The sequence below is a fragment of the Aliihoeflea sp. PC F10.4 genome (assembly GCF_054612275.1).
The window spans coordinates 1,762,593-1,784,169 of record NZ_JBTSWH010000001.1; the positions used below are offsets into that span (position 1 = coordinate 1,762,593).

General features: G+C 61.3%; 20 protein-coding genes. 8 read left to right on the top strand and 12 right to left on the bottom strand.

All coding sequences use genetic code 11. The features are described 5' to 3' along the window. Window positions 1–150 precede the first annotated feature (150 nt). On the top strand, window positions 151–1,659 hold the full coding sequence (locus ACX82Z_RS08880; protein ID WP_459911675.1) for a DEAD/DEAH box helicase: 1,509 nt from the start codon (window positions 151–153) through the stop codon (window positions 1,657–1,659). Here ACX82Z_RS08880 and ACX82Z_RS08885 read toward each other — a convergent pair. Then, entirely contained in the window at window positions 1,634–1,984 is a 351-nt protein-coding gene (locus tag ACX82Z_RS08885; RefSeq protein ID WP_459588019.1) for a TfoX/Sxy family protein, read from the bottom strand. The two genes, ACX82Z_RS08880 and ACX82Z_RS08885, sit on opposite strands and share 26 nt — an antisense overlap. Window positions 1,985–2,047: 63 nt before the next feature. Here ACX82Z_RS08885 and ACX82Z_RS08890 point away from each other — a divergent pair, with 63 nt between their 5' ends. Together ACX82Z_RS08890 and ACX82Z_RS08895 are read left to right on the top strand one after the other, a co-directional pair. Beyond that, entirely contained in the window at window positions 2,048–2,545 is a 498-nt protein-coding gene (locus tag ACX82Z_RS08890; protein ID WP_459588020.1) for a GFA family protein, read from the top strand. A 157-nt stretch (window positions 2,546–2,702) separates the two neighbouring features. Continuing rightward, on the top strand, window positions 2,703–3,785 hold the full coding sequence (locus tag ACX82Z_RS08895) for a TRAP transporter substrate-binding protein (protein ID WP_459588022.1): 1,083 nt from the start codon (window positions 2,703–2,705) through the stop codon (window positions 3,783–3,785). A 36-nt stretch (window positions 3,786–3,821) separates the two neighbouring features. Here ACX82Z_RS08895 and sufA read toward each other — a convergent pair whose 3' ends face one another. The 8 genes from sufA to ACX82Z_RS08935 form a co-directional block, all read right to left on the bottom strand. Next, entirely contained in the window at window positions 3,822–4,211 is a 390-nt protein-coding gene (sufA, locus tag ACX82Z_RS08900; protein WP_459588024.1) for a Fe-S cluster assembly scaffold SufA, read from the bottom strand. A gap of 83 nt (window positions 4,212–4,294) precedes the next feature. Continuing rightward, window positions 4,295–4,660, bottom strand: a complete 366-nt coding sequence (locus tag ACX82Z_RS08905) for an SUF system Fe-S cluster assembly protein (protein ID WP_459588026.1) — start codon at window positions 4,658–4,660, stop codon at window positions 4,295–4,297. 4 nt (window positions 4,661–4,664) lie between these two features. Next, a complete protein-coding gene (locus tag ACX82Z_RS08910; RefSeq protein ID WP_459588027.1) occupies window positions 4,665–5,906 on the bottom strand; it encodes a cysteine desulfurase in 1,242 nt (413 codons plus the stop codon). Between the two features lie 20 nt (window positions 5,907–5,926). Then, window positions 5,927–7,192 carry a Fe-S cluster assembly protein SufD gene (gene sufD, locus ACX82Z_RS08915; protein ID WP_459588029.1) on the bottom strand — a complete coding sequence of 422 codons (1,266 nt, stop codon included), beginning with the start codon at window positions 7,190–7,192 and terminating at the stop codon, window positions 5,927–5,929. A gap of 14 nt (window positions 7,193–7,206) precedes the next feature. Beyond that, a complete protein-coding gene (gene sufC, locus ACX82Z_RS08920) occupies window positions 7,207–7,962 on the bottom strand; it encodes a Fe-S cluster assembly ATPase SufC (RefSeq protein ID WP_459588030.1) in 756 nt (251 codons plus the stop codon). Window positions 7,963–7,995: 33 nt separating this feature from the next. Continuing rightward, complete coding sequence (locus ACX82Z_RS08925) at window positions 7,996–8,433, bottom strand: GFA family protein (RefSeq protein WP_459588031.1); 438 nt, start codon at window positions 8,431–8,433, stop codon at window positions 7,996–7,998. After that, the gene (sufB, locus tag ACX82Z_RS08930) at window positions 8,430–9,941 is read right to left on the bottom strand and encodes a Fe-S cluster assembly protein SufB (RefSeq protein ID WP_459588033.1); all 1,512 of its coding nucleotides are present in this window, start codon (window positions 9,939–9,941) and stop codon (window positions 8,430–8,432) included. Before sufB ends, ACX82Z_RS08925 begins: the two co-directional genes overlap by 4 nt. 136 nt (window positions 9,942–10,077) lie before the next feature. Further along, window positions 10,078–11,232 carry a cysteine desulfurase family protein gene (locus ACX82Z_RS08935; RefSeq protein WP_459588035.1) on the bottom strand — a complete coding sequence of 385 codons (1,155 nt, stop codon included), beginning with the start codon at window positions 11,230–11,232 and terminating at the stop codon, window positions 10,078–10,080. Window positions 11,233–11,458: 226 nt separating this feature from the next. Here ACX82Z_RS08935 and ACX82Z_RS08940 point away from each other — a divergent pair, with 226 nt between their 5' ends. Together ACX82Z_RS08940 and ACX82Z_RS08945 are read left to right on the top strand one after the other, a co-directional pair. Beyond that, window positions 11,459–12,133 (top strand): alpha/beta hydrolase, encoded by a 675-nt coding sequence (locus tag ACX82Z_RS08940; RefSeq protein ID WP_459588037.1) that lies wholly within the window; start codon window positions 11,459–11,461, stop codon window positions 12,131–12,133. 79 nt (window positions 12,134–12,212) lie between these two features. Beyond that, window positions 12,213–12,524 carry a YegP family protein gene (locus ACX82Z_RS08945; protein WP_459588039.1) on the top strand — a complete coding sequence of 104 codons (312 nt, stop codon included), beginning with the start codon at window positions 12,213–12,215 and terminating at the stop codon, window positions 12,522–12,524. A gap of 16 nt (window positions 12,525–12,540) precedes the next feature. Here ACX82Z_RS08945 and ACX82Z_RS08950 read toward each other — a convergent pair whose 3' ends face one another. Next, window positions 12,541–13,638 carry an anhydro-N-acetylmuramic acid kinase gene (locus ACX82Z_RS08950; protein ID WP_459588040.1) on the bottom strand — a complete coding sequence of 366 codons (1,098 nt, stop codon included), beginning with the start codon at window positions 13,636–13,638 and terminating at the stop codon, window positions 12,541–12,543. Window positions 13,639–13,739: 101 nt separating this feature from the next. Between ACX82Z_RS08950 and tyrS the strand changes: the two genes are divergently transcribed. Further along, a complete protein-coding gene (gene tyrS / locus ACX82Z_RS08955) occupies window positions 13,740–14,993 on the top strand; it encodes a tyrosine--tRNA ligase (protein ID WP_459588042.1) in 1,254 nt (417 codons plus the stop codon). Window positions 14,994–15,044: 51 nt separating this feature from the next. Here tyrS and ACX82Z_RS08960 read toward each other — a convergent pair whose 3' ends face one another. Continuing rightward, entirely contained in the window at window positions 15,045–18,383 is a 3,339-nt protein-coding gene (locus ACX82Z_RS08960) for a hypothetical protein (protein ID WP_459588044.1), read from the bottom strand. 97 nt (window positions 18,384–18,480) lie between these two features. Between ACX82Z_RS08960 and ACX82Z_RS08965 the strand changes: the two genes are divergently transcribed. Continuing rightward, a complete protein-coding gene (locus ACX82Z_RS08965) occupies window positions 18,481–18,948 on the top strand; it encodes a peroxiredoxin (RefSeq protein ID WP_459588046.1) in 468 nt (155 codons plus the stop codon). A 287-nt stretch (window positions 18,949–19,235) separates the two neighbouring features. After that, the gene (locus ACX82Z_RS08970; RefSeq protein ID WP_459588048.1) at window positions 19,236–20,594 is read left to right on the top strand and encodes a peptidoglycan DD-metalloendopeptidase family protein; all 1,359 of its coding nucleotides are present in this window, start codon (window positions 19,236–19,238) and stop codon (window positions 20,592–20,594) included. Window positions 20,595–20,613: 19 nt separating this feature from the next. Here the strand turns inward: ACX82Z_RS08970 and ACX82Z_RS08975 are convergent, their stop codons facing one another. Beyond that, window positions 20,614–21,516: an alpha/beta hydrolase gene (locus ACX82Z_RS08975; protein ID WP_459588050.1), complete on the bottom strand. Its 903-nt coding sequence runs from the start codon at window positions 21,514–21,516 to the stop codon at window positions 20,614–20,616. Window positions 21,517–21,577 lie beyond the last annotated feature (61 nt).

The window sequence follows — 21,577 nt, forward strand, 5'->3', positions numbered from 1 at the left end:
TATGGGCCTTAACGCCACGGCAGCACTTCCACGCCGCCGGCCTGGAACTCCTGACGTATGCGCAAAACTCGGGCGCAACGCCAAACAAGCAGAGACAGCCAACACGTGTCAGCTCAAAGCAAGATTGAAGATCAGGCTGGCGATCAGCCATTGACCTTCGCCGATCTCGGGCTCTCGCCCAAAGTCCTTTCCGCCGTCACGGACGCCGGATACACGACCCCTACCCCCATTCAGGCGGGCGCCATTCCCCACGCCTTGCAAGGCAAGGACGTGCTCGGCATCGCGCAGACCGGCACCGGCAAGACCGCTGCCTTCACCCTGCCGATGATTACACGCCTCGAGAAAGGCCGTGCACGTGCACGCATGCCTCGCACGCTGATCCTTGAGCCGACGCGCGAACTTGCCGCACAGGTCGAAGAGAACTTCATCAAATACGGCAAGAACCATCGGCTGAACATCGCGCTTCTCATCGGCGGCGTCTCGTTCGACGAACAGGAAAAAAAGCTGGAGCGCGGCGCGGATGTGCTCATCGCGACGCCCGGCCGTATGCTCGACCATTTCGAGCGTGGCAAGCTGCTTTTGACCGGCGTCGAAATCCTCGTCATCGACGAGGCGGACCGCATGCTCGACATGGGGTTCATCCCCGACATCGAGCGCATCTGCAAGCTGATCCCGTTCACGCGTCAGACGCTGTTCTTCTCGGCAACGATGCCGCCTGAGATCACCAAGCTTACCGAGCAGTTCCTGCAGGCTCCCGTACGCGTCGAGGTGGCCAAGCCCTCTTCCACGGCGTCGACGGTGACGCAGCGCCTTGTCAAGTCGAAGTCCAAGGCATGGGACAAGCGCGCCGTTCTGCGCGACCTGATCCGCGCCGAGGAAAGCGAGCTCAAGAACGCGATCATCTTCTGCAACCGCAAGACGGCAGTATCGGAACTGTTCCGCTCATTGGTTAAGCACGATTTCGATGCCGGCGCACTGCATGGCGACATGGACCAGCGCGCGCGCATGGCGATGCTCGGCGGCTTTCGTGACGGCAAGCTGAAGCTGCTCGTTGCCTCCGACGTCGCCGCGCGCGGCCTCGATATCCCGGATGTCAGCCACGTCTTCAACTTCGACGTGCCGATCCATGCGGAAGATTATGTCCACCGCATCGGCCGCACCGGCCGCGCCGGCCGTTCGGGTAAGGCGTTCACGCTCGTCACCAAGGCGGACGGCAAATATGTCGACGCTATCGAAAAGCTGATCGGCCAGAACATAGAATGGCTCGACGGCGACCTTTCCGCGCTCGGTGAGGAAACCGAAGAAGAGGCGCCGCGTCGCGGGTCTAAGAACGCGCGCGGGCGCGGTGGCCGCAAGGACGATTCGCGCAAGCCGCGCCGTGGAAGTCGCTCGGAGGAAGCGCCGGAACCAGTTGCGGCCGAAGAAGTTGCGGTTGCGGAAGTCGTCGAAGCCACGTCCGCCGAACCGCGCGCTGAGCGCCGCGAGGCGATCCGCTCCGACAATGCCGACCGTCAGCGCGCCGCGCGCAATTCGGACCAGCGTCCCGGCCGCGATCGTGACCGGGATCGCAACAGGCACCGCCGCGACGATCTCGGCGAAGCGCCTGTCGGGTTCGGCGACGATATCCCGGCCTTCATGAAGGTCGTCGCAAAGGTTTGACCTTCTTCCCTGCTTCGGCGCGGCGCGCTGCCGCGTCGGCCTTGCGTGCCCATTCCGCAAGTTCATGTGGATCGTCGAGCGCCGCGTCCGGCAACGACCAATAGGGCATGCGCGTCGGCTTGCCTTTCATCTCATAAAGCCATTGATGTGAGCCTGCCGCCTCGAATTCCGGGGCGGATTGCGCGCCCCCTTTCAGCCAGACCTCGCCGAACGCGTGCAATGCGATGATGCGGCCTTGATGATAGATGCCGTGTCCACCGAACATGCGCCGGACCGTTACCGGGCCGAAGGCTGCAAAAAGATCGATCAGATCGGCCTCGTCCATCGCTGGCTCCTTCGCGATTTCGCACTAGCTTATCCCAGAGCGATCAACGCCGGGAGAGCCCATATGCCAATGAAACTTGAAGGATCATGCCGCTGCGGTGCTGTCTCGTTCAGCGTCGACAGTCAGACCCCTGCCCCGTACCAGCTTTGCTATTGCTCGATCTGCCGCAAGCAGGCAGGCGGTGGCGGCTACGCGATCAACCTTGGTGCGGATGCACACACACTGAACATCAAAGGAAAAGAAGCTATCGGCATCTTTCGTGCACGCATTCACGACGACGAGCATCCAAGCGGCGAGTTGTCGTCCGGCGAGCGGAATTTCTGCACGAAATGCGGAACGGCCCTGTGGCTTTTCGATCCAAGCTGGCCGAACCTCGTTCATCCGTTCGCATCGGCGATCGACACCGAATTACCGACGCCTCCGTCGCGTGTACACCTGATGTTGAAATACAAGGCGTCCTGGGTCGAACCGGATATTCGCGCGGGCGATGAGTCCTACGAAATCTATCCCGAGCTTTCGATTGCCGACTGGCACAAGAAGCACGGCATGTGGGTCGATTAGAGCGCGGAATGATTTCCGTTAGGTCAATCGACGTCGATGACTTAGTCTTTGGCAGCGCTGCCGTTGCGGCGTGATTTTAGTGGAAAGGACAATCTGAAAGCCCGGGCTGCGGAGGAACACCATTGGTCAGGGCGCATCGATGAGGGAGGAAAAATCGATGGAAAGACGCTGGTTTCTTGGCTTTGGAGCGGCGGGTGCCGCGACAGTGCTCGCCGCACCTGCAATTGCGCAGGAAAGGAGGGTTTGGCGCATGGTCACGACCTGGCCGCGCAACTTTCCCGGCCAAGGCGTTGCCGCCCAGCGCATCGCCGATGACATCACCGCCGCTTCGGACGGGCGTTTGACTGTCGAGGTCTATCCGGCCGGTGAACTCGTGCCACCGCTTCAGGCTCTCGACGCCGTCATCGACGGCAATGCGGAGATGATGCACGGGACACCCTATTACTGGCAGAACAAGAGCCTCGCATTGAGCTTTTTCAGCGGCGTTCCCTATGGCATGAACTCGCGCGAACTGACCGCCTGGGTCCGCGTTCTGGGCGGGCAGGAACTTTGGGATGAAGTCTACGAGCCATTCGGCGTTCGCGGGTTTCTGGCAGGCGATACCGGCACGCAGGGAGGCGGTTGGTTTCGCAACGAACTCAACAGTCTTGAGGACATCCGCGGTCTGCGCTTTCGCACGCCCGGTCTCGGCGGTCAGGTCTGGCAACGTCTTGGTGCGTCCGTGACCAATATGGCTGCCGGCGAGATCTTTCAGGCACTGCAATCAGGCACGCTCGATGCGGCGGAGTTTGTCGGCCCCTATAACGACCTCGCTCTCGGGTTCCACCAGATCACAAAGAACTATTATTCGCCGAGTTTCACCGAGCCTGCGCTTGCAGGGGAACTGGTCGTCGACCGGGCGAAATTCGACGAGTTGCCGAATGATCTTCAAGCCATCGTCCGCCTGACGGCACAGGCCGCCCACGATGCGATGTCCGCCGATTTCGCAGCCAACGATCCGCTCGCATTCCGCACGCTGATGGACGAGCATGGCGTGACGTTGCGCGCGTTTCCGGACGACGTCATGGAAGCCGGTGCGGGCGCAGCGCGCGACATTATCGAGGAAATGCGATCGTCATCCGACGCGATGACGCAGAAAGTCACCGAAGCGTGGATCGCGGGACTGGCGACAGTGCGGCAGAAAACCGACGACACCGAACTGCCGTTCCTCATGGCGCGGCAGCGATATTTCCAGCTTTAAAATAATCGAACGGCGCATCGTCGGATGCGCCGCTTCTCACACGACGGCGTCCTGTCCCCGCGCTTCGGCGAGCGCCTTCAGATCGGCCGGCTTCAACTCGATGGATTCGCCGCAGCCGCAGGCCGAAGACTGGTTCGGGTTCTTGAAGGTGAAGCCGGAGCGTAGCGTCGTCGTTTCGAAACCCATTTCGGTGCCGAGCAGGAACAGTGCCGCTTCCGGCGCCACATAGACATGCGCGCCGTCGCGCTCGACATGGTCGTCCTTCGGGTCCGGCTCGGATACGAGGTCGATCGTGTATTCCATACCGGCACAGCCGCCCTTCTTGATCCCGACGCGTATGCCGGCCGCGTTGTCGCGTGCCGCAACGACGTCGCGCACGCGGTTCGCCGCTTCATCGGTCAGGGTCATTACTGAAAATCGTGCCATCGAATTCTCCATGCCGTCGGGTTCAAGGCCCGTGGAATGTTCATACGCTCAAGATGGGGAAGTTTGGCAGTCCGCGCAACCGGTCAATACCAGCCCACCGCGACCTGCGCCTCTTCCGACATGCGATCCGGCGTCCATGGCGGATCGAAGACCATCTGGACGTCGACATCCGAAATGCCCTCGACCGTGCCGACAGCGTTCGCCACCCAGCCCGGCATTTCGCCGGCCACCGGGCATCCCGGCGCTGTCAGCGTCATGTCGATCTTGACCGAGCGGTCATCCTCGATGTCGATCTTGTAGATCAGGCCGAGCTCATAGATATCGGCCGGAATTTCCGGGTCGTAAACCGTTTTCAGGGCCGAGACGATATCGTCGGTCAACCGCGCCAGTTCGTCCGGTGGAATGGTTGAGACCTGCGGGGTCGTTTCGCTTGCAGTTTCGTCGCTCATGGCATCATCCGAAAAATGTGCGCGCTTTTTCAAGCGCATCGGCGAGAGCATCGATCTCCGCCTTCGTATTATACATGGCGAAGGAGGCGCGGCATGTCGAGGTCACGCCGAAGCGTTTCAAAAGCGGCTGCGCACAATGCGTTCCCGCACGAACGGCCACGCCCTCGCGGTCGATCACCATCGACACGTCATGGGCATGAATCCCCTGCAACTCGAACGAAACGATCGCGCCCTTGCCCGGAGCGTTACCGATGATGCGCATGGAATTGATGCGCGACAGACGCTCATGCGCGTAGGCCGCCAGTTCAGCCTCGTGCGCCGCTATCGCCTCGCGCCCGATGCCCTGCATATATTCCAGCGCCGCACCGAGGCCGATTGCCTGCACGATCGGCGGGGTTCCGGCCTCGAAACGATGCGGCGGTTCGTTATAGGTGACGTTGTCCTCCGTCACCTCCTCGATCATTTCGCCGCCACCCTGGAACGGGCGCATCTTCTCCAACATCTCCTTGCGCCCATAAAGGACACCGATGCCAGACGGCCCATAGACCTTGTGACCAGTGAAGACGTACCAGTCGCAGCCGAGCGCCTGCACGTCTATCGGCATGTGGACCGCGCTCTGGCTGCCGTCCACTAGAACCGGAATGCCGCGCTCATGCGCGATGCGGCAAATCTCCTTGATAGGCGTGATCGTGCCTAGCACGTTCGACATATGCGTGATCGCGACCAGCTTGGTGCGGTCGGTCAGGCGCTTCTCGAACTCCTCGACATGAAGCACGCCATCGTCGTCGACCGGCACCCAGACGAGTTTCGCGCCCTGCCGCTCGCGAATGAAATGCCACGGCACGATGTTGGAATGATGCTCCATGATCGACAGGACGATCTCGTCGCCCTCGCCGATATTGGGCATGCCATAGCCGTAGGAGACGGTGTTGATCGCCTCGGTCGCGGAGCGCGTGAAGACGATCTCGTCGACGCTTTCCGCATTGATGAAACCGCGCACGGTCTCGCGGGCAGCCTCGAAAGCGTCCGTCGCCGTATTCGACAAAAAGTGAAGGCCGCGATGAACGTTCGCATATTCACTCGAATAGGCGCGAACGACGCGGTCGATCACCTGCTGCGGCTTTTGCGACGACGCGCCGTTGTCGAGATAGACAAGCGACTTGCCATAGACCTCGCGCGACAGGATCGGGAAGTCGCGCCGGATGGCTTCGACATCATAAGGCTTGGTTGCGATTTTCTGATCCACTTCGCCGCCTTTCCGGCTCGTCACCCGTGCGTGACGAACCAATTTTCCAGACGCGTTTCGAGCGCTTCGACAATCGCCTCGTCGTCCAGTTCCTCGACGATCTCGCGCAGGAACGCCTTGACGAGCAGACCGCGTGCGAGCTTTTCCTCGACACCGCGCGCCATCAAATAGAACAGATGGTCGCCGTCGATCTCCGTCACGGTCGCCCCATGGCCGCAGGCCACGTCATCGGCGAAGATTTCGAGTTCCGGCTTGGTCGAGAACTCTCCGTCGTCCGACAGAAGCAGCGTGTTGCAGGCCATCTTCGCGTCGGTCTTCTGCGCCAGCCGATCGACGCGGATCTGGCCCTGGAACACGCCATGCGCCTTGTCGGTAATGACGTTACGGATGATCTCGGTCGATGTCGTGTGCGGAGCAGCATGGTCGAGAACCATCGTCACGTCGCAATGCGTCTCGCCGCCGAGCAGATTCACGCCGCGCAGACGGAACTCTGACTCCTCACCCGCCGCAACGACATGCACTTCCTGCCGGACCAGCTTCGCGCCAGTATTCATGATGAACAGCGTGACATTCGATTCCGCACCGAACCTGCCGCGAATCTGGCCGAGATGCGTCGCGTCTTTCGGTTGATCCTGCACGATCAGCCAGTTGACGGTCGCGCCATCGGCGACGTCGAGATCAGCGATGGACGAAACCAGCGCATCGGCCGAGCCGGTCTGGCGCTCGACGATCGTGACCTTCGCACCCTTACCGACGTTGACAGTGAAGCGGCTGTGAACCTGCCCGCCCGAGTGGATGTTTTGAAGTTCGATCGGCGCGGCGATCTCGGCGCCCTCCTCGATCTCCAGCACGTAGCCATCCGTCACGAAGGCGGCGTTGATCGCACCGACCGTGTCGTCGGCGTGGACGGGGGCCAGATCGGCAGCCAGCGCGCCGCTCATCAGCCGGTCGGCGACCTTTTCGAGGCGCACGCCCTGCGGCACCTGTCCTGCATCCGCCTTGCCATCGAGCACGGCAAGCACTGTCGATCCTTCGACTAACGGCTCAACCGGAGCCGCGTCGCCCTTGCCGCCATCGGCAGGAACGGTCGCAAGCAACCGACGCAGGTCCGTGTAATGCCATGCCTCGACGCGACGCGTCGGAAGCCCCGCCTTCAGGATGTCGGCCGCCTCATTGCGCTTCGCCGCCACGTCGGGCGAGCCGACGAGCGCGCCCTTGCGCGTCTGGAAGCCCTCGATCAGTGCCTCTTCGGCACTGGTCAGCTTCGGTGTCGCATGAACGTTCATCAAAACACCCCGCCTCAGGCCGCTTCGCCGATGATGCCGGCGTAGCCGTTCTTTTCGAGCTCCAGCGCCAGGCTCTTATCGCCCGACTTCACCACCTGGCCGCGCGACAACACATGCACCGTATCGGGCACGATGTAGTCGAGCAGACGCTGATAGTGCGTGATCACGACGAAGGCGCGATCGGGCGAACGCAGCGAATTGACGCCGTCCGCCACGATCTTGAGCGCGTCGATATCGAGGCCGGAATCGGTCTCGTCGAGCACGCACAAATGCGGCTCCAGAAGCTTCATCTGGAGAATTTCGGCGCGCTTCTTCTCGCCGCCGGAAAAGCCGACATTGAGCGGGCGCTTGAGCATCGCCATGTCGATGTTGAGACCCGCCGCGTTTTCCTTCACGCGCTTCAGGAACTCAGGGATCTTCAGTTCCTCCTCGCCGCGCGCCTTGCGCTGCGAGTTCATCGCTACCTTCAGGAATTCCATCGTGGCGACGCCCGGTATCTCCATCGGATACTGGAAGGCGAGAAAGATGCCGGAAGCGGCACGCTCGGCCGGGTCCATCTCGAGGATCGACTCGCCGTTGTAGAGAATCTCGCCCTCGGTGACCTCGTAGTCGCTGCGCCCGGCGAGGATATAGGACAATGTCGACTTGCCCGAGCCGTTCGGCCCCATGATGGCTGCGACTTCGCCCTTGTTCACGGTGAGGTTCAGGCCCCGGATGATCTCGGTGCCGTCCTCGGCGATGCGGGCGTGAAGGTTCTTGATTTCAAGCATGATGTGGTTTTCCGCGTTTACTTTGACGCGCTCTCAGCGCGCAGCCGCTTCGGGCTGGGTGTCGAAAATATTGGCGCGTTCGGGGAAGCCGGCCCAATGCGGCGCGTTTCGTGCGTACATGACGATCTGCGGCCTGAAGAACGTGCGGTCGTCCAGTACGCCGACCCGAAGGCCGGTATAGGGAACGTCTTCCGGGCGCGCCGCGATGCTCGTGCCGCATTCGCGGCAGAACAGGCGCGTGACCTTACGGCCGGTGTCCGAAACACGTTCGAACCGGCCAAGGCTCGCGCGGTCGAAAACGATATCGTCATCGTCCACGATCACCGAATGGGTCGCGCTGCCGCCCGTTTCCTTCTGACAGGCCGAGCACCAGCATTCGGTCATGGCTACAGCCAGACCTTTGACTTTCACGGTAACCGCGCCGCATGCGCAGCTTCCCGCGTGGTCGAGCCGGATTTCCTCGATCGTCATCCGACGCTACCCTCAAGCGAGATACCGATGAGTTTCTGCGCCTCGACGGCGAACTCCATCGGCAATTCCTGGATCACGTCCTTGACGAAGCCGTTGACGATGAGCGCAATGGCTTCTTCCTCGGGAATACCGCGCTGCATGACGTAGAAGAGCTGATCTTCGGAAATCTTCGACGTCGTCGCCTCGTGCTCGAACTGGGCAGTCGCGTTTTTCGCCTCGATGTAGGGCACCGTATGCGCGCCGCAGTCGTTGCCGATCAGCAGCGAGTCGCATTGCGTGAAGTTGCGCGCGTTGGTCGCCTTGCGATGAGCCGAGACCTGGCCGCGATAGGTGTTGTTCGAGTGACCGGCCGAAATGCCCTTGGAGATGATGCGGCTCGACGTGTTCTTGCCCAGATGGATCATCTTGGTGCCGCTATCGATCTGCTGGTGACCGTTCGAAACGGCGATCGAATAGAACTCGCCGCGAGAATCGTCGCCGCGCAGGATGCAGGACGGGTATTTCCAGGTGATCGCCGAGCCGGTCTCGACCTGCGTCCATGAAATCTTGGAGCGATCGCCGCGGCAGTCACCGCGCTTGGTGACGAAATTGTAGATACCGCCCTTGCCGTCCTTGTCGCCCGGATACCAGTTCTGGACCGTCGAATATTTGATCTCGGCATCGTCGAGCGCGACGAGTTCGACCACGGCTGCGTGAAGCTGGTTTTCGTCGCGCTGCGGCGCGGTGCAGCCTTCGAGGTAGGAGACGTAAGCGCCCTCCTCCGCGATGATCAACGTGCGCTCGAACTGGCCCGTGTTTTTCTCGTTGATGCGGAAATAGGTCGACAGTTCCATCGGGCAGCGAACGCCCTTCGGAACGAAGACGAACGAGCCGTCGGTGAAGACGGCGGAGTTCAGCGTCGCGTAGTAATTGTCGGAGGTCGGAACGACCGAGCCGAGATATTTCTGGACGAGTTCGGGATATTCGCGGATCGCCTCGGAGATCGAGCAGAAGATGACGCCGGCCTTCTTCAATTCCTCCTTGAAGGTCGTGACGACCGAGATGGAATCGAACACCGCGTCCACGGCCACGCGGCCGGATTTGTAGACGTTGTCGTTGTCCGCATCGTCGCCCTCGTCCTTCTGGACGCCGGCGAGGATTTCCTGTTCGCGCAGCGGAATGCCCAGCTTTTCATAGACGCGCAACAGTTCCGGATCGACCTCGTCGAGCGATTTCGGCCCGGTTTGGTTCTTCGGCGCGGCATAGTAATAGATGTCGTTGAAGTCGATCTTCGGATAGTCGACGCGCGCCCAGGTCGGCTCCTCGAGCGTCAGCCAGCGGCGATAGGCGGCCAGACGCCAGTCCAGCATCCACTGCGGCTCGTCCTTCTTGGCCGAGATGAACCGGATGATGTCCTCGTTCAGGCCCTTGGGGGCCTTGTCCATCTCGATTTCGGTCTCGAAGCCGTATTTATACTGATCCACGTCAATCTTGCGGACCTGATCGATGGTCTCCTGCACAGCAGGCATCAGCGCTCTCCATCCAGGCCGGGGTCAAGGCCCGGCAGTTGTCGATTTCGCATTCGCTAAGGAATGCGCCTTACATAGTGTCGGCGGACGGCAAATGCACGTTCATATCCGCCGAAAATCCAAATTTTCGCGGCGTTCAAGCCGCTGATCGCCGTCGGCTCACGAACTGCCGCAACGCCCCCGCAAAAGCCGCGATCTCCGCCTCGCTGGTCGTATGGCCGATCGAAACGCGAATGCCGCTGATATCCTCGCCGAAGCCCATGGCTTTCAGCACGCGGCTCGCACCGACCTTGCCGGACGAACATGCCGAGCCGGACGATACGGAGACGCCCGCCAGATCGAAGGCAATCTGCGCCGTTTCGGCCTTCACGCCGGGAATTGCAAAGAAAATCGTATTGCAGAGACGATCGGTCGCCGCCCCGAAGACGATGGCGTCCGGAACGATATCGAGGATCGCCGCCTGCAGATCGTCGCGCCGGCGTCGAAGTTCGTCGGCACGCGAAAGGTTTTCGTAGGCGGCACGTGCAGCCGCGCCGAATGCGGCGAGCGCGGCGTAGTTCTCGGTTCCGGCCCGGTGCCCGCGCTCCTGACCACCACCTGTTGCGATGGGAGAAGGCATCAGCACATCGCTTTTGCCGACCAGCGCGCCCGCGCCCTTAGGACCACCGATCTTGTGCGCCGCAAGAATCAGGAAATCGACGGAAAGCTCTGAAATATCGAGCGAAACGCGTCCACCTGCCTGAACGGCGTCAAGTATCAGAACACCGCCGGCATCATGCACGATCTTCGCAATCTTCGCCGCCGGCTGGATCACGCCCGTCTCGTTATTGGCCAGATGGACAGCAACCAACGGCAGGCCCGCCACCTTGTCATGCGCGGCCAGCGCCTGGGCAAGGGCGTCCAGATCGAGAATGCCGTCGGCATCGACCGGCAATTCGACAATATCCGGCTTGGCGAAGCGTCCACCGCCGGCCACAATCGAATGATCGGTCGCCGACGTGTAGAGCTTTGAATAGGTGAGTGCCGCGCGGCCCATACGCCAGTGCGGCGTCAGCGCCAAAGCCACCGCCTCGCTCGCGCCTGACGTGAACACGACATGGTCAGGTTTGGCGTTGCAAAGCGTGGCCACGTCCCGGCGCGCACTCTCCACCATCTGACGTGCCGCGCGACCTTCCGTGTGGACCGATGACGGATTCGCCGTCAGGTCGAGACCGGCCAGCATCGCATCGCGCGCTTCGGGCAGAAGCGGTGCGCTGGCATTCCAGTCGAGATAGGCGCGGGGTCCGGCCATTGCAGCTTTCGATCCAATTCGTTTCGCGCTGCCGCCTCTGCGGCGTTATTTCCTTGAATTCGCAAGGCGAGCCGTCCTATCTACGCGCTTTGCGAAAAGAGCGGCAAGACGCCGCCTACTTTTGAATAATTCTAAACTGGTTTTATGGAGCCGACCGCCTCGCGTCAAGTCCGAAAGCCTTGAAGGTTCTTGCGACACGCCACACGCGGTTCAACTGGAGTATCCCATGCCCGAGGTCATTTTCGCAGGTCCGGCCGGACGCCTTGAAGGTCGTTATCAGCCTTCGAAGGAAAAGAACGCGCCGATCGCGATCGTGCTGCACCCCCACCCGCAATTCGGGGGGACGATGAACAACAAGATCGTCTATGACCTCTTCTACATGTTCCAGAAGCGCGACTTCACTGTCCTGCGCTTCAATTTTCGCGGCATCGGCCGTAGTCAGGGCGAGTTCGACCACGGCTCGGGCGAATTGTCGGATGCCGCCGCCGCGCTCGACTGGGTGCAGTCGCTTCATCCCGATTCGAAAAGCTGCTGGGTGGCCGGCTATTCCTTCGGCGCATGGATCGGCATGCAGCTTTTGATGCGCCGTCCCGAGATCGAGGGCTTCATGTCCATCGCGCCGCAGCCGAACACGTATGATTTCTCGTTCCTGGCGCCCTGCCCGTCGTCCGGCCTCATTATCCATGGCGACGCCGACCGTGTCGCGCCGCCGAAAGACGTTCAGGTGCTAGTCGACAAGCTGCACACCCAAAAGGGCATCACGATCACGCAGAAAACCATGCCCGGCGCGAATCATTTTTTCGCCACCCACGGCGAAACGCTGATCGAGGAATGCTCGGACTATCTCGACCGGCGCCTCAATGGCGAACTGGCCGATCCAAAGCCGAAGCGCCTTCGTTGACGTAACGTCATTTTCGCTCGACTGAACGGCGAACTCATGTCACCTTTCGAACGTCAATTCGACGTTCGAGGGGATCGGCATGCACAAGTTCGAAATCTACAAAGACAAAAAGGGCGAGAGCCGCTTTCGCTTCCGCGCGGGTAATGGTGAAATCATGTTCTCGTCGGAAGGCTACAAGTCGAAGTCATCCGCGGTGAAGGCCATCGAGTCCATCAAGAAGAACGCTCCGGAAGCCGCAGTCGACGACATGAGTGCTGCCGCGCCAAAGGCGAAAGCGCCACCGAAGGCTAAAGCCGCCGCCAAGCCAAAATCCGCTGCGAAGCCAAAGGTTAAGGCCACGGCAAAGCCGAAAGCCGCATCGAAAGCGAAGGCAGCCGCCGCGCCGGCGTAAGCTTGTCACATACCCTTTAGGGTGTCGCATTCACTCCACCTATCACCGGCAGCCGGCACCCGGTCGTTGTCGGCCATGTCAGCGGCAGGCGCTTTTGCGAGCGGACCGCAAGATAGGCCCAGGCCTCCGCTTCCATCGAGTCGCCATCGAGACCGACATCCTCGGCGAGCAGAACATTTGCGTCCGGTGCGCCGCTTCGCATATCGGCGACGATATGCGGGTTTTTTCGCCCGCCCCCACACAGCACCCATGTCTTCGGCGTCTGAGGCAGGTGCTCGGCCGCCTTCAGGATGGCCCTGGCGGACACGGCGGCAAGCGTGCGCGCGCCATCCGAAAGGTCGAGGCCATTCGATTCGTCGAGCGTGAAATCGTTGCGGTCGAGGGATTTTGGCCCTTCTCGGTCGAAAAACGGATTGGCCATGTAGCGCTCTACCACGCGCGCCACAATGCCGCCCTCGCTCGCGATCATGCCATTTTGATCGAAAGGAACGCCGCCCTCGCGTGCCACCCACTGGTCGATCAGTGCGTTGCCGGGACCGCTGTCGAAGGCGATTGGCGGGCCGTCCGCTGGCACGAATGTGACGTTGGAAATGCCCCCGATATTGACGAAGCAGATCGGCCGTTCGATCTCGCGCAACGTCTCAGCTAGTGCCGCGTGATAGGCTGGCACAAGTGGAGCGCCTTGCCCGCCCGCCTCCATGTCGGCCGCACGCATGTCATAAACGACCGGAATGTCGGTCTCCCGGGCCAGAAGCGCGCCATCGCCAATCTGAACCGTCAATGCGCGCTCGGGTCGATGTAGGACGGTCTGGCCGTGGAAGCCGACGAGATCGACCGCGCCGTATCTTTCGACGAAGGCGGCGACCGCCGTTGCATGGCGCATCGTCAGTTCGCGCTCCAGCAACGCCAGATCGCCCGGACGTTCCGTGCGTGCAACGATCGCTTTGGCGTCATCCAGTCCGGCCTCGATCCGGCGACGGAATGCGGCGTCATAGGCGACGAACATGGACGGACCGCGCTCAACGGAGGTTTCTCCATCGGTTTTAATCAGCGCGAGGTCGATGCCGTCCATCGACGTTCCGCTCATCAGGCCGAGCGCGCGCAAAAGAGCCATGCCATCGTCCGTTCTTGTGATTCGTCGTCCGGGGATGTTAAAGCCCGCGCGTCACGCCGTCAGGTCGACGGCCCGCAACATCAACATGAAAGACAAGAAAGATGTCCGCCTTCAAGTCCGATTTCCTGCGCACGCTCGCCGAGCGCGGCTTCATCCACCAGATCTCGGATGAATCCGGCCTCGACTATCTGTTCGCGAAGGAAACCGTGACGGCGTATATTGGCTTCGATCCGACCGCGCCGAGCCTGCATGCTGGCGGTCTCATCCAGATCATGATGCTGCACTGGATGCAGAATACCGGCCATCGCCCCATCGCTCTGATGGGCGGCGGCACCGGCATGGTCGGCGATCCGTCCTTCAAGGACGAAGCGCGCAAGCTCATGACGCTCGATACGATCGCGGAAAACATCGCATCGATCAAACGCGTCTTTTCCAATTACCTGACCTTTGGCGAAGGCCCTCAGGACGCGCTCATGGTCGATAATGGTGACTGGCTGCGCAAGCTGAATTACCTCGAATTCCTGCGTGACGTCGGCGCGCATTTTTCGGTCAACCGCATGCTGTCGTTCGACAGCGTCAAGTTGCGGCTCGACCGCCAGCAGTCACTTTCCTTCCTTGAATTCAACTACATGGTGCTGCAGGCTTACGATTTCGTCGAACTGAACAAGCGTTATGGTACGCGCCTTCAGATGGGCGGTTCGGATCAGTGGGGAAACATTATCAACGGTATCGATCTCGGCCACCGTATGGACACGCCTCAGCTTTACGCGCTGACCTCGCCGCTTTTGACGACTGCGTCCGGCGCGAAGATGGGCAAGTCGCTCAATGGTGCCGTCTGGCTGAATCCGGACATGCTGTCCGCCTATGATTTCTGGCAATACTGGCGCAATACCGAGGATGCCGATGTCGAGCGCTTCCTGAAGCTTTACACCACCATGCCGCTCGGGGAGATCGCGAAGCTCGCAGCGCTCGGCGGCTCCGAGGTCAATGAGGCCAAGAAGCTGCTCGCGACTGAAGTGACGGCGATGCTGCACGGTCGCGCGGCAGCCGATGAGGCCGCCGACACGGCGCGCAAAACCTTCGAGGAAGGCGCGCTCGCCGAAAGCCTGCCGACAGTCGAAATTTCGAAAGACGAGCTCGGGGCTGGCGTCGGCGTTCTCGCGCTGTTCGTCAAGGCGGGCCTTGCCGGCTCGAACGGCGAAGCACGCCGTCACGTGCAGGGCGGCGCGGTTCGCATCAACGACGCCGCCGTTTCCGACGACCGCCAGATCATTGGCGACGCCGACGTAACGGCGGACGGCATCGTCAAACTGTCGCTTGGAAAGAAGAAGCACGTTCTGGTGCGGCCGATCTGATCGATCGTCCAACGAACGCGAAAAAGGCCGGAGCATCTGCTTCGGCCTTTTTTATTCCGAGAATTCGAAGACCGAGCGAAAGATGCCCGGCGCAATGGCCGAAAGCGGATTGATCTGCAATTGCGGGGCCTGGGTGCTACCGGCAAGCCTGAACGTGATGCCGATCAGACCGCGATCCCGTCCATTGCCAAGAATCTGGCCGATAAGCGGGATTTCGGCGAACAGGCGGTTGATGCCATAGGCGGGCATGAACGTACCGGTCATCGACATATTGCCGGCCTCGTCATAGACCGTGCCCTGAAAGGTGGAACCGATGTTGGGGCCGCGAATGACACCGTTTTCCAACGCAAGATAGCCCTTGCCCTGCTTGATTCCGGAAACCGCCCGGTCGAAGAACACGCGCTGGACGTCCAGTTGCCCGCGCACGACATCATTCAATGAACGGCCCCTGTCATCGGACGGCGAAGAGACGAGCGAGGCGAGCCTTGGCTCATCCACCAGCCAGAAATCGCGCGCGCCCACGCGGCCGACGAGTGCGCCGCCTTCCGCTCCGCGCAGATCGACACGCATGCTGCCGCCTTCCATGCGCGCGTAGAGATCAAGAAAGCGAAGGACCGCCCCGGCATCACCCGTATCGGCCCTGAGAAAGCGCCCGCCCTGCCCGATGCCGTGGCTGACTTCGAGCCGAGCGCCCGAAGCCGTGACGGCCGACGCCGTCAGATTTTCGATCGTGGACCCTTCGCCCGAATAGTCGATGACCACCTCACGCAGCGCCTCGTTGCCGAAGCCGGTGATCGAAGCTACGTCGAGGTCGAGCTGGATCGGCACCGGCTGCGCGCTGCTTCCGCCTGCCGCTTCGCTCGTCGCGCGAACCGCCCGTATGAGTGATCGTGCATCGAGCGATTGACCTTTCACGGTAATGGCATAGCCGCGCCCGCGCCGCACAATATCGACGCTGAAATCGTCACCCCGATTGAGCCGCACGCGCGGGAAGCTGGCCTTCGTCAGCCCTTCATCATCAAGCGAGACCTCACCACCCACCGCAAAGCTTTCACCTTGAATGCCGAAGCCGTGGAGGAAGGTCTGCCCCCCGTTCCGCTCCATCTGGAAAGCGGTGGTCGCGGCAATGCCCGCTCCCTTCGACCAGCCGATCCAGGGCAGGCTCAGGACGGACTGCGAAAGGTCCGCCGTCACCGCCTGTTGTTCGCCATTCGACAGGTCGATCCCGACGTCTGCGCTGCCCGACAGCAATATCGACAATGCGGGTAGAAGCTGGTCACGGGCGGCATCATCCAGTTTTAGATCGACTTTTCGCGACCGGTCGACGGCGCCGCCAAAAGGCTCGGTCAACTCGATGCTCGCCGCGATACCGTTCAGCCTCGCATCCGCCTTGATCTCGGCATGAGTGGGCACGACGCGTACGGTGCCATACGCCTCCCTCACTGTCTGTCCTTGCAATGGCTCGGCCAGCGACACGTCGGCAATGTCGAGCTCGACATCGAAGCCGATCGGCAGTTCCTGCCCCTGTGCGTTGACGGGAAACTGCGCTTGGACGCGGCCAGCCACATGTCCCGAAATGCCGGATGGCGCGAAGTCCAGATGCTTGCCGGCGTCGATCGGCTTCAGCGAGGCAAATTCGAGCGCGGCATCGGCATCCGCGTCGATCTCGACATCGAGATTACCGATGAGCGGTGCATCACGCGGCAGATCCATCGCGAACACGGCGTTCTTTCCGGAAACCCATTTGCCGCTCTCAAGTTGCGCGCGCGCAGTTTGAACGGATGCGTCGAGGCGATTGCCACGAAAGCGCAATTCGCCGGTCGCATCCTGAATAAGCGGCAGTTCGCCGCCGACCGCGAGCGATGTGCCTTCGATCGCAAAGCGGCCAGAAATCTCGTCGGTGAAGGGAATCCCGTTGCCGAAGCGTCCCGGCTCCGTTGCGAGCAGCAATTCGGCCCGCGCGATCTTGCCACCATCGGCGTGTTCGAGTGCCCAGCGACGCGCCGGCCCCGCAGCGAAAATCGGCCAGAGCGCCTTGGCATCGTCGAGGTCGATATCATCCGCGTCGAGCGCGACCCGGACGCCCGGCGTCTTTCCCGGAACGAAATCGAACCTCGCACGCACCGTCGCCATTCCGGTCGGCGTTCGCACGCCCACATCCGGCAGATCGAGCACGCGGGCCAGCGGATCGAACGTCCCGCCCAGCCGGGCTCGGATCGCGAGTTCATCGTCGGAACCGGGTATTTCGATACGGGACTCGTCCGACACGAGTTCGAACCGATATCGCGGGTCGATGCCGGCCTGGCGAGGTTCGGGGCCGACCGCGCCGTTGAACGTCCACTGCGTGCCCGCCGAGCGCAGCGCCAGATGCTCCACCTCGATCTTGTTGGAGCCGGTCACCGCATAGGCGCGCAAGGCTCCCGACAACGTCACGGTATCGCGGCCGATATCGATAGCGGCGCGATCGAAGCTCGCCTCGATGTCGAGACGATCGGCCGTGGATGACAGACTTTGCTCACCCGAAAGACTGACGGAAAGTCCGCCCACGCGATGCGCCAGACCGATACGCTCGACGCCTTCCTCGACGGGTGCGAAGCTCATGTCGAGATCGAGCATGGAAATACGCGTGCCCTGATTGTCTCGCCGGGCCTGCCCGTCGAACACAAGGGTGCGCTCGGCGATCTCGGCCGTGCCCTCCATCTGGAGACTGCCATCGTCGGTGCGATTGAGTTGCGCGTCGACGATCCTGAGAGCAGTTCCGCGCTGGCTGTCGAGAACGACGACGACGTTTTCAAGTTTCAGGTCGCGCGCGGCGTTGCTTTCGACGAGGTCGAAGGCCTGGTGGATCATCTCGAAGATGGCCGGCGTCACCAGATCGGGATCGAGCAGTCCCTCCGCGTTACGCACACCCGCGAGCGGTCCCGGCCCGCCGCGATCCGGCAATTGATCGGCGACGAGCCTTGCGTCGCTCAGGCGCGCATTCACCAGCTCTACCCGGCCTTCCAGAAGCGGCAGAAAACGAATTCCAAACCGTAGCAACCCGACATCAGCGAAAGCTTCGTCGGCTTTTGCACCTGTAAGGCCCGCCTTCGTGATTTCCAACGCGAGGAACCTGTCGGAGTCGATGCGCAGACGCACCGAGCCAATGGAGGCGACCACGTCGCTGCCGACCAGCTCCGTCAGCGCATCTTGCGCTTCCAGCCGCAGCCTTTCGCCGCCCAGACCGCTCATTACGGCACCGACCAGAAGCACGGGCGTGAAGATCAGCAAAACCATGATGACGGCCACGCATTTCACGATGCGCGAACGACGCCGACGACGCGGCTTCATACCCCGCAGCAAAGCTTGCGCAGTCGCACTCGTCTCTGGCCGATCGGGATGGTCGGTCAAGCGTCGTTTCCGTCAAATTGCACGATCATGGACGAATCGTGTCCGTGGACTATAACCACCGTCGCCACCTGCGTAATAACAAAATGGAGATCAAATCATGTCCGAACTGTCCGAAGGAGACGTTGCGCCTGATTTTTCCCTTCCGGGCGATGGCGGATCGACCATCACGCTATCCGGGCTAGCCGGAAAACCGGTGGTGGTGTTCTTCTATCCCAAGGATGACACAAGCGGCTGCACAGCTGAGGCCGTAGCGTTCACCGGCTTGAAGCACGAGTTCGAAAAAGCCGGCGTCGCGCTCGTCGGTATGTCGCCGGACAGCGCCAAGAAACACGACAAGTTCAAGGCTAAGCACGACCTCACGATTCCGCTCGCCTCCGACGAGGAAAAGACGACGCTGGCGGCCTATGGTGTCTGGGTCGAAAAGAGCATGTATGGCAAAAAATATATGGGCGTGGAACGCTCGACCTTTCTGATCGACAAGGACGGCCGGATCTCGCAGATCTGGCGAAAGGTGAAGGTTCCCGGTCACGTGGACGAGGTTTTGAGCGCGGCAAAAGGGCTCTGATAACAGGAACATTTCCGCTCTTCCTGAATTATCGCATCGACACGACACGCGATAATGGAGAGCGCAATGTTCAAGGGCCTGCTCATGTGGCTGATCGGTATTCCGATCCCGATCATCATCCTTCTGCTTTTGATCTTCTGATCGCAAGTCGCAGGCAAACCAGCACTGATCCGATGATTTTCGGCCTCGCCTCGGCGGGGCCGTTTTCGTATCCGCGTGAACCCGGCATTAACCCTAATGAGGCGTAATGAACCGATAGCATAGTCTCAGTTTGGAGTTCCGGACCAGTGCCGACACATCATGGCAATCGACGAGAGCCGCATACCGTCATCATCGCCCGCGGCGACCGCATCCGGCATTTCACCATAAGACCCTGGCTGGTCGGCTGCTTCGGTTCCGCCCTCGCGGCCTTGGCCATCGGCTATCTGCTGGCCACGAGCTATCTTGTTCTTCGTGACGACCTTATCGGGGCAACCGCCGCGCGGCAGGCGCGTATGCAGCAGGCCTATGAGGACCGCATTTCGATTCTGCGCACGCAAGTCGACCGGATCACGAGCCGGCAATTGCTCGATCAGCAACTCGTTCAAGGAAAGGTCGCCGAGCTTCTGGCGCGCCAAAGCGAGATCACGCAGCGCCATGGTCAGATCAGCCCGATCGTCGAACGTGCGACGGGTGTGGCAAACGCTCTTCCTGACACCGCCCCTCTTCCCGAGGCGCGCCCGACTATTCGCGCAGACGTCAAGCCGCGCAAGGCATCATCGGCCTTCGCGACGCTGACCGGCGAAAAGGAGCCGGCAGATACCAGCGGGCTTCGCGTCGAAAGCGCATATTGGCCGCAGGGCCGCACGACCGGAGCCGACGCCTCCCCCGCAGCGGCCAAACAGGCGATCACCAAAGAGCAGCCGGCCATCGTCGATACGATCAAGGCCGAACCTGCCGACGACAAGGAGGCCGGCCTCTTCAACTCGCTCGGCGCGTCGCTTGCCGCGATTGAGGCCGAGCAGATGATCAGCCTTCAGACGCTCGCCTTCGAAACCTACGAGACAGCCGACACAATACAGGGAGCGCTGACGCAGGCCGGCCTACCAGTAGACTTGGATTTCGGGCGCAACGAATCCGGCACCGGCGGCCCGTTCGTGAAGCTGGACCCGGAAGCGTTGTTCGACGAGCGCGTCCGTGAGACCGAAGAGGCGCTGGAGCGCCTTGAGGCCCTGAAACAGTCGGCCCGGGACCTTCCGATCTTCAACCCCGCACCGGGTCAGTCGGTATCGAGTTCGTTCGGCGTGCGCCGCGATCCCTTTTTGCGGCGTCCGGCCATGCATTCGGGCATCGATTTTCGTGGGAGGACCGGTACGCCAATTCAAGCGACCGGCGCTGGAAAAGTCATACGCGCGGGTTGGGCCGGCGGATATGGTCGCCTCGTCGAGATCGATCACGGCAATGGCTGGACCACCCGTTTCGCCCATATGAGCCGCATCGATGTCAAGGTAGGCGAAACCATTTCGACCGGCGATAAAATCGGAGCGATCGGCAGCACCGGCCGTTCGACCGGTCCGCATCTGCATTACGAAATTCGCAAAAACGGCAAGGCGACCGATCCGGTCCGTTTCCTCAGAGCCGGGAACGAAATCGCCGATCTTCTTTAACTGGGCTAAGAGCCGAAACTCAGTAGGCCCGCATCTGGGGAGTTGTGGGCTGCCGCCTCTCAAGCGCAACTTCCGTCGCCCCTTCTCCGGCCAGCCCGCTCTTCAACTTTGCAAGAAACCCCTGCACCGCAGCCCCCCCACCTTTTCGGATGAGGTTGAGGTGATTGCCGTCCGGGACCACGACGAGTGACGTGCGGTCGATGTTCATGTCAGCGAGGCGCTGTGCGAAACTGGCGGGCGTAATCTGATCCTTGGCACCTGCCAGGATGAGGATCGGAGCGGCGACTTTGTTGAGCCGTGAGCGCGTGTCGAACTTGGTACGAACCAGCCAGTCGGGCACCTGCGCAAATTGCTGGCGCACCGCATCGCCGAAGGTCGTGAATGGCGCTTCCAGAACCAGTCCGAGTGGTTTTGCCAAAGCCGCTACATAGCTCGCGACACCGGTCCCCATTGAATAGCCGTAGATGATCACACCGTCCGGTGCGAGATGGTCGATCTCGATGCGTTTCATCAACGCGGCCGCGTCCGCGTAAAGCGCGCCTTCGCTGGGTAATCCCGGATTGCCGCCATATCCGCGATAGCCGGTCAGAAGTAATCCGTAGCCCTCTTCCGTAATGGCCGTCAGGTGGCGCGGCTTGTAGATGATGTCGCCCAGCCGATCGGGAAAATAAACGATGAGCGGCTTGCCCTCTTTGGGGGCGTAATAATACGAACGCACCTTGAGACCATCGGCTGTCGCCAGATCAATCGGCTTCAGGTCAAGCTTGCTGTCGAACTGCAAAAGATCGAGCCGGAGACGATCGCGGAAAAGCACATATTCCGGCACGGTATGAGCCGCCGTGGCCCAGGCGGCGACCAGAAGCATCAGCAGCGTGGCGAAGATGCTCGCCTGTCGCTTGCGCTTTCCCGATCGCATGATCATCGGCCACCCTCTCCGTCTCTTCCGAAAGTGCGATTCGCATCAGCCCTCACAATTAGACCGA

Bases quoted from the DNA above. Each gene is read 5' to 3' on its own strand.
- ACX82Z_RS08975 (WP_459588050.1), bottom strand. From the start codon at position 21,516: ATGATCATGCGATCGGGAAAGCGCAAGCGACAGGCGAGCATCTTCGCC.
- ACX82Z_RS08935 (WP_459588035.1), bottom strand. From the start codon at position 11,232: ATGGCCGGACCCCGCGCCTATCTCGACTGGAATGCCAGCGCACCGCTT.
- sufB (WP_459588033.1), bottom strand. From the start codon at position 9,941: ATGCCTGCTGTGCAGGAGACCATCGATCAGGTCCGCAAGATTGACGTG.
- ACX82Z_RS08965 (WP_459588046.1), top strand. From the start codon at position 18,481: ATGTCCGAACTGTCCGAAGGAGACGTTGCGCCTGATTTTTCCCTTCCG.
- tyrS (WP_459588042.1), top strand. From the start codon at position 13,740: ATGTCCGCCTTCAAGTCCGATTTCCTGCGCACGCTCGCCGAGCGCGGC.
- ACX82Z_RS08885 (WP_459588019.1), bottom strand. From the start codon at position 1,984: ATGGACGAGGCCGATCTGATCGATCTTTTTGCAGCCTTCGGCCCGGTA.
- sufA (WP_459588024.1), bottom strand. From the start codon at position 4,211: ATGGCACGATTTTCAGTAATGACCCTGACCGATGAAGCGGCGAACCGC.
- ACX82Z_RS08905 (WP_459588026.1), bottom strand. From the start codon at position 4,660: ATGAGCGACGAAACTGCAAGCGAAACGACCCCGCAGGTCTCAACCATT.
- ACX82Z_RS08895 (WP_459588022.1), top strand. From the start codon at position 2,703: ATGGAAAGACGCTGGTTTCTTGGCTTTGGAGCGGCGGGTGCCGCGACA.
- sufC (WP_459588030.1), bottom strand. From the start codon at position 7,962: ATGCTTGAAATCAAGAACCTTCACGCCCGCATCGCCGAGGACGGCACC.
- sufD (WP_459588029.1), bottom strand. From the start codon at position 7,192: ATGAACGTTCATGCGACACCGAAGCTGACCAGTGCCGAAGAGGCACTG.
- ACX82Z_RS08945 (WP_459588039.1), top strand. From the start codon at position 12,213: ATGCACAAGTTCGAAATCTACAAAGACAAAAAGGGCGAGAGCCGCTTT.
- ACX82Z_RS08925 (WP_459588031.1), bottom strand. From the start codon at position 8,433: ATGACGATCGAGGAAATCCGGCTCGACCACGCGGGAAGCTGCGCATGC.
- ACX82Z_RS08890 (WP_459588020.1), top strand. From the start codon at position 2,048: ATGCCAATGAAACTTGAAGGATCATGCCGCTGCGGTGCTGTCTCGTTC.
- ACX82Z_RS08950 (WP_459588040.1), bottom strand. From the start codon at position 13,638: ATGGCTCTTTTGCGCGCGCTCGGCCTGATGAGCGGAACGTCGATGGAC.
- ACX82Z_RS08940 (WP_459588037.1), top strand. From the start codon at position 11,459: ATGCCCGAGGTCATTTTCGCAGGTCCGGCCGGACGCCTTGAAGGTCGT.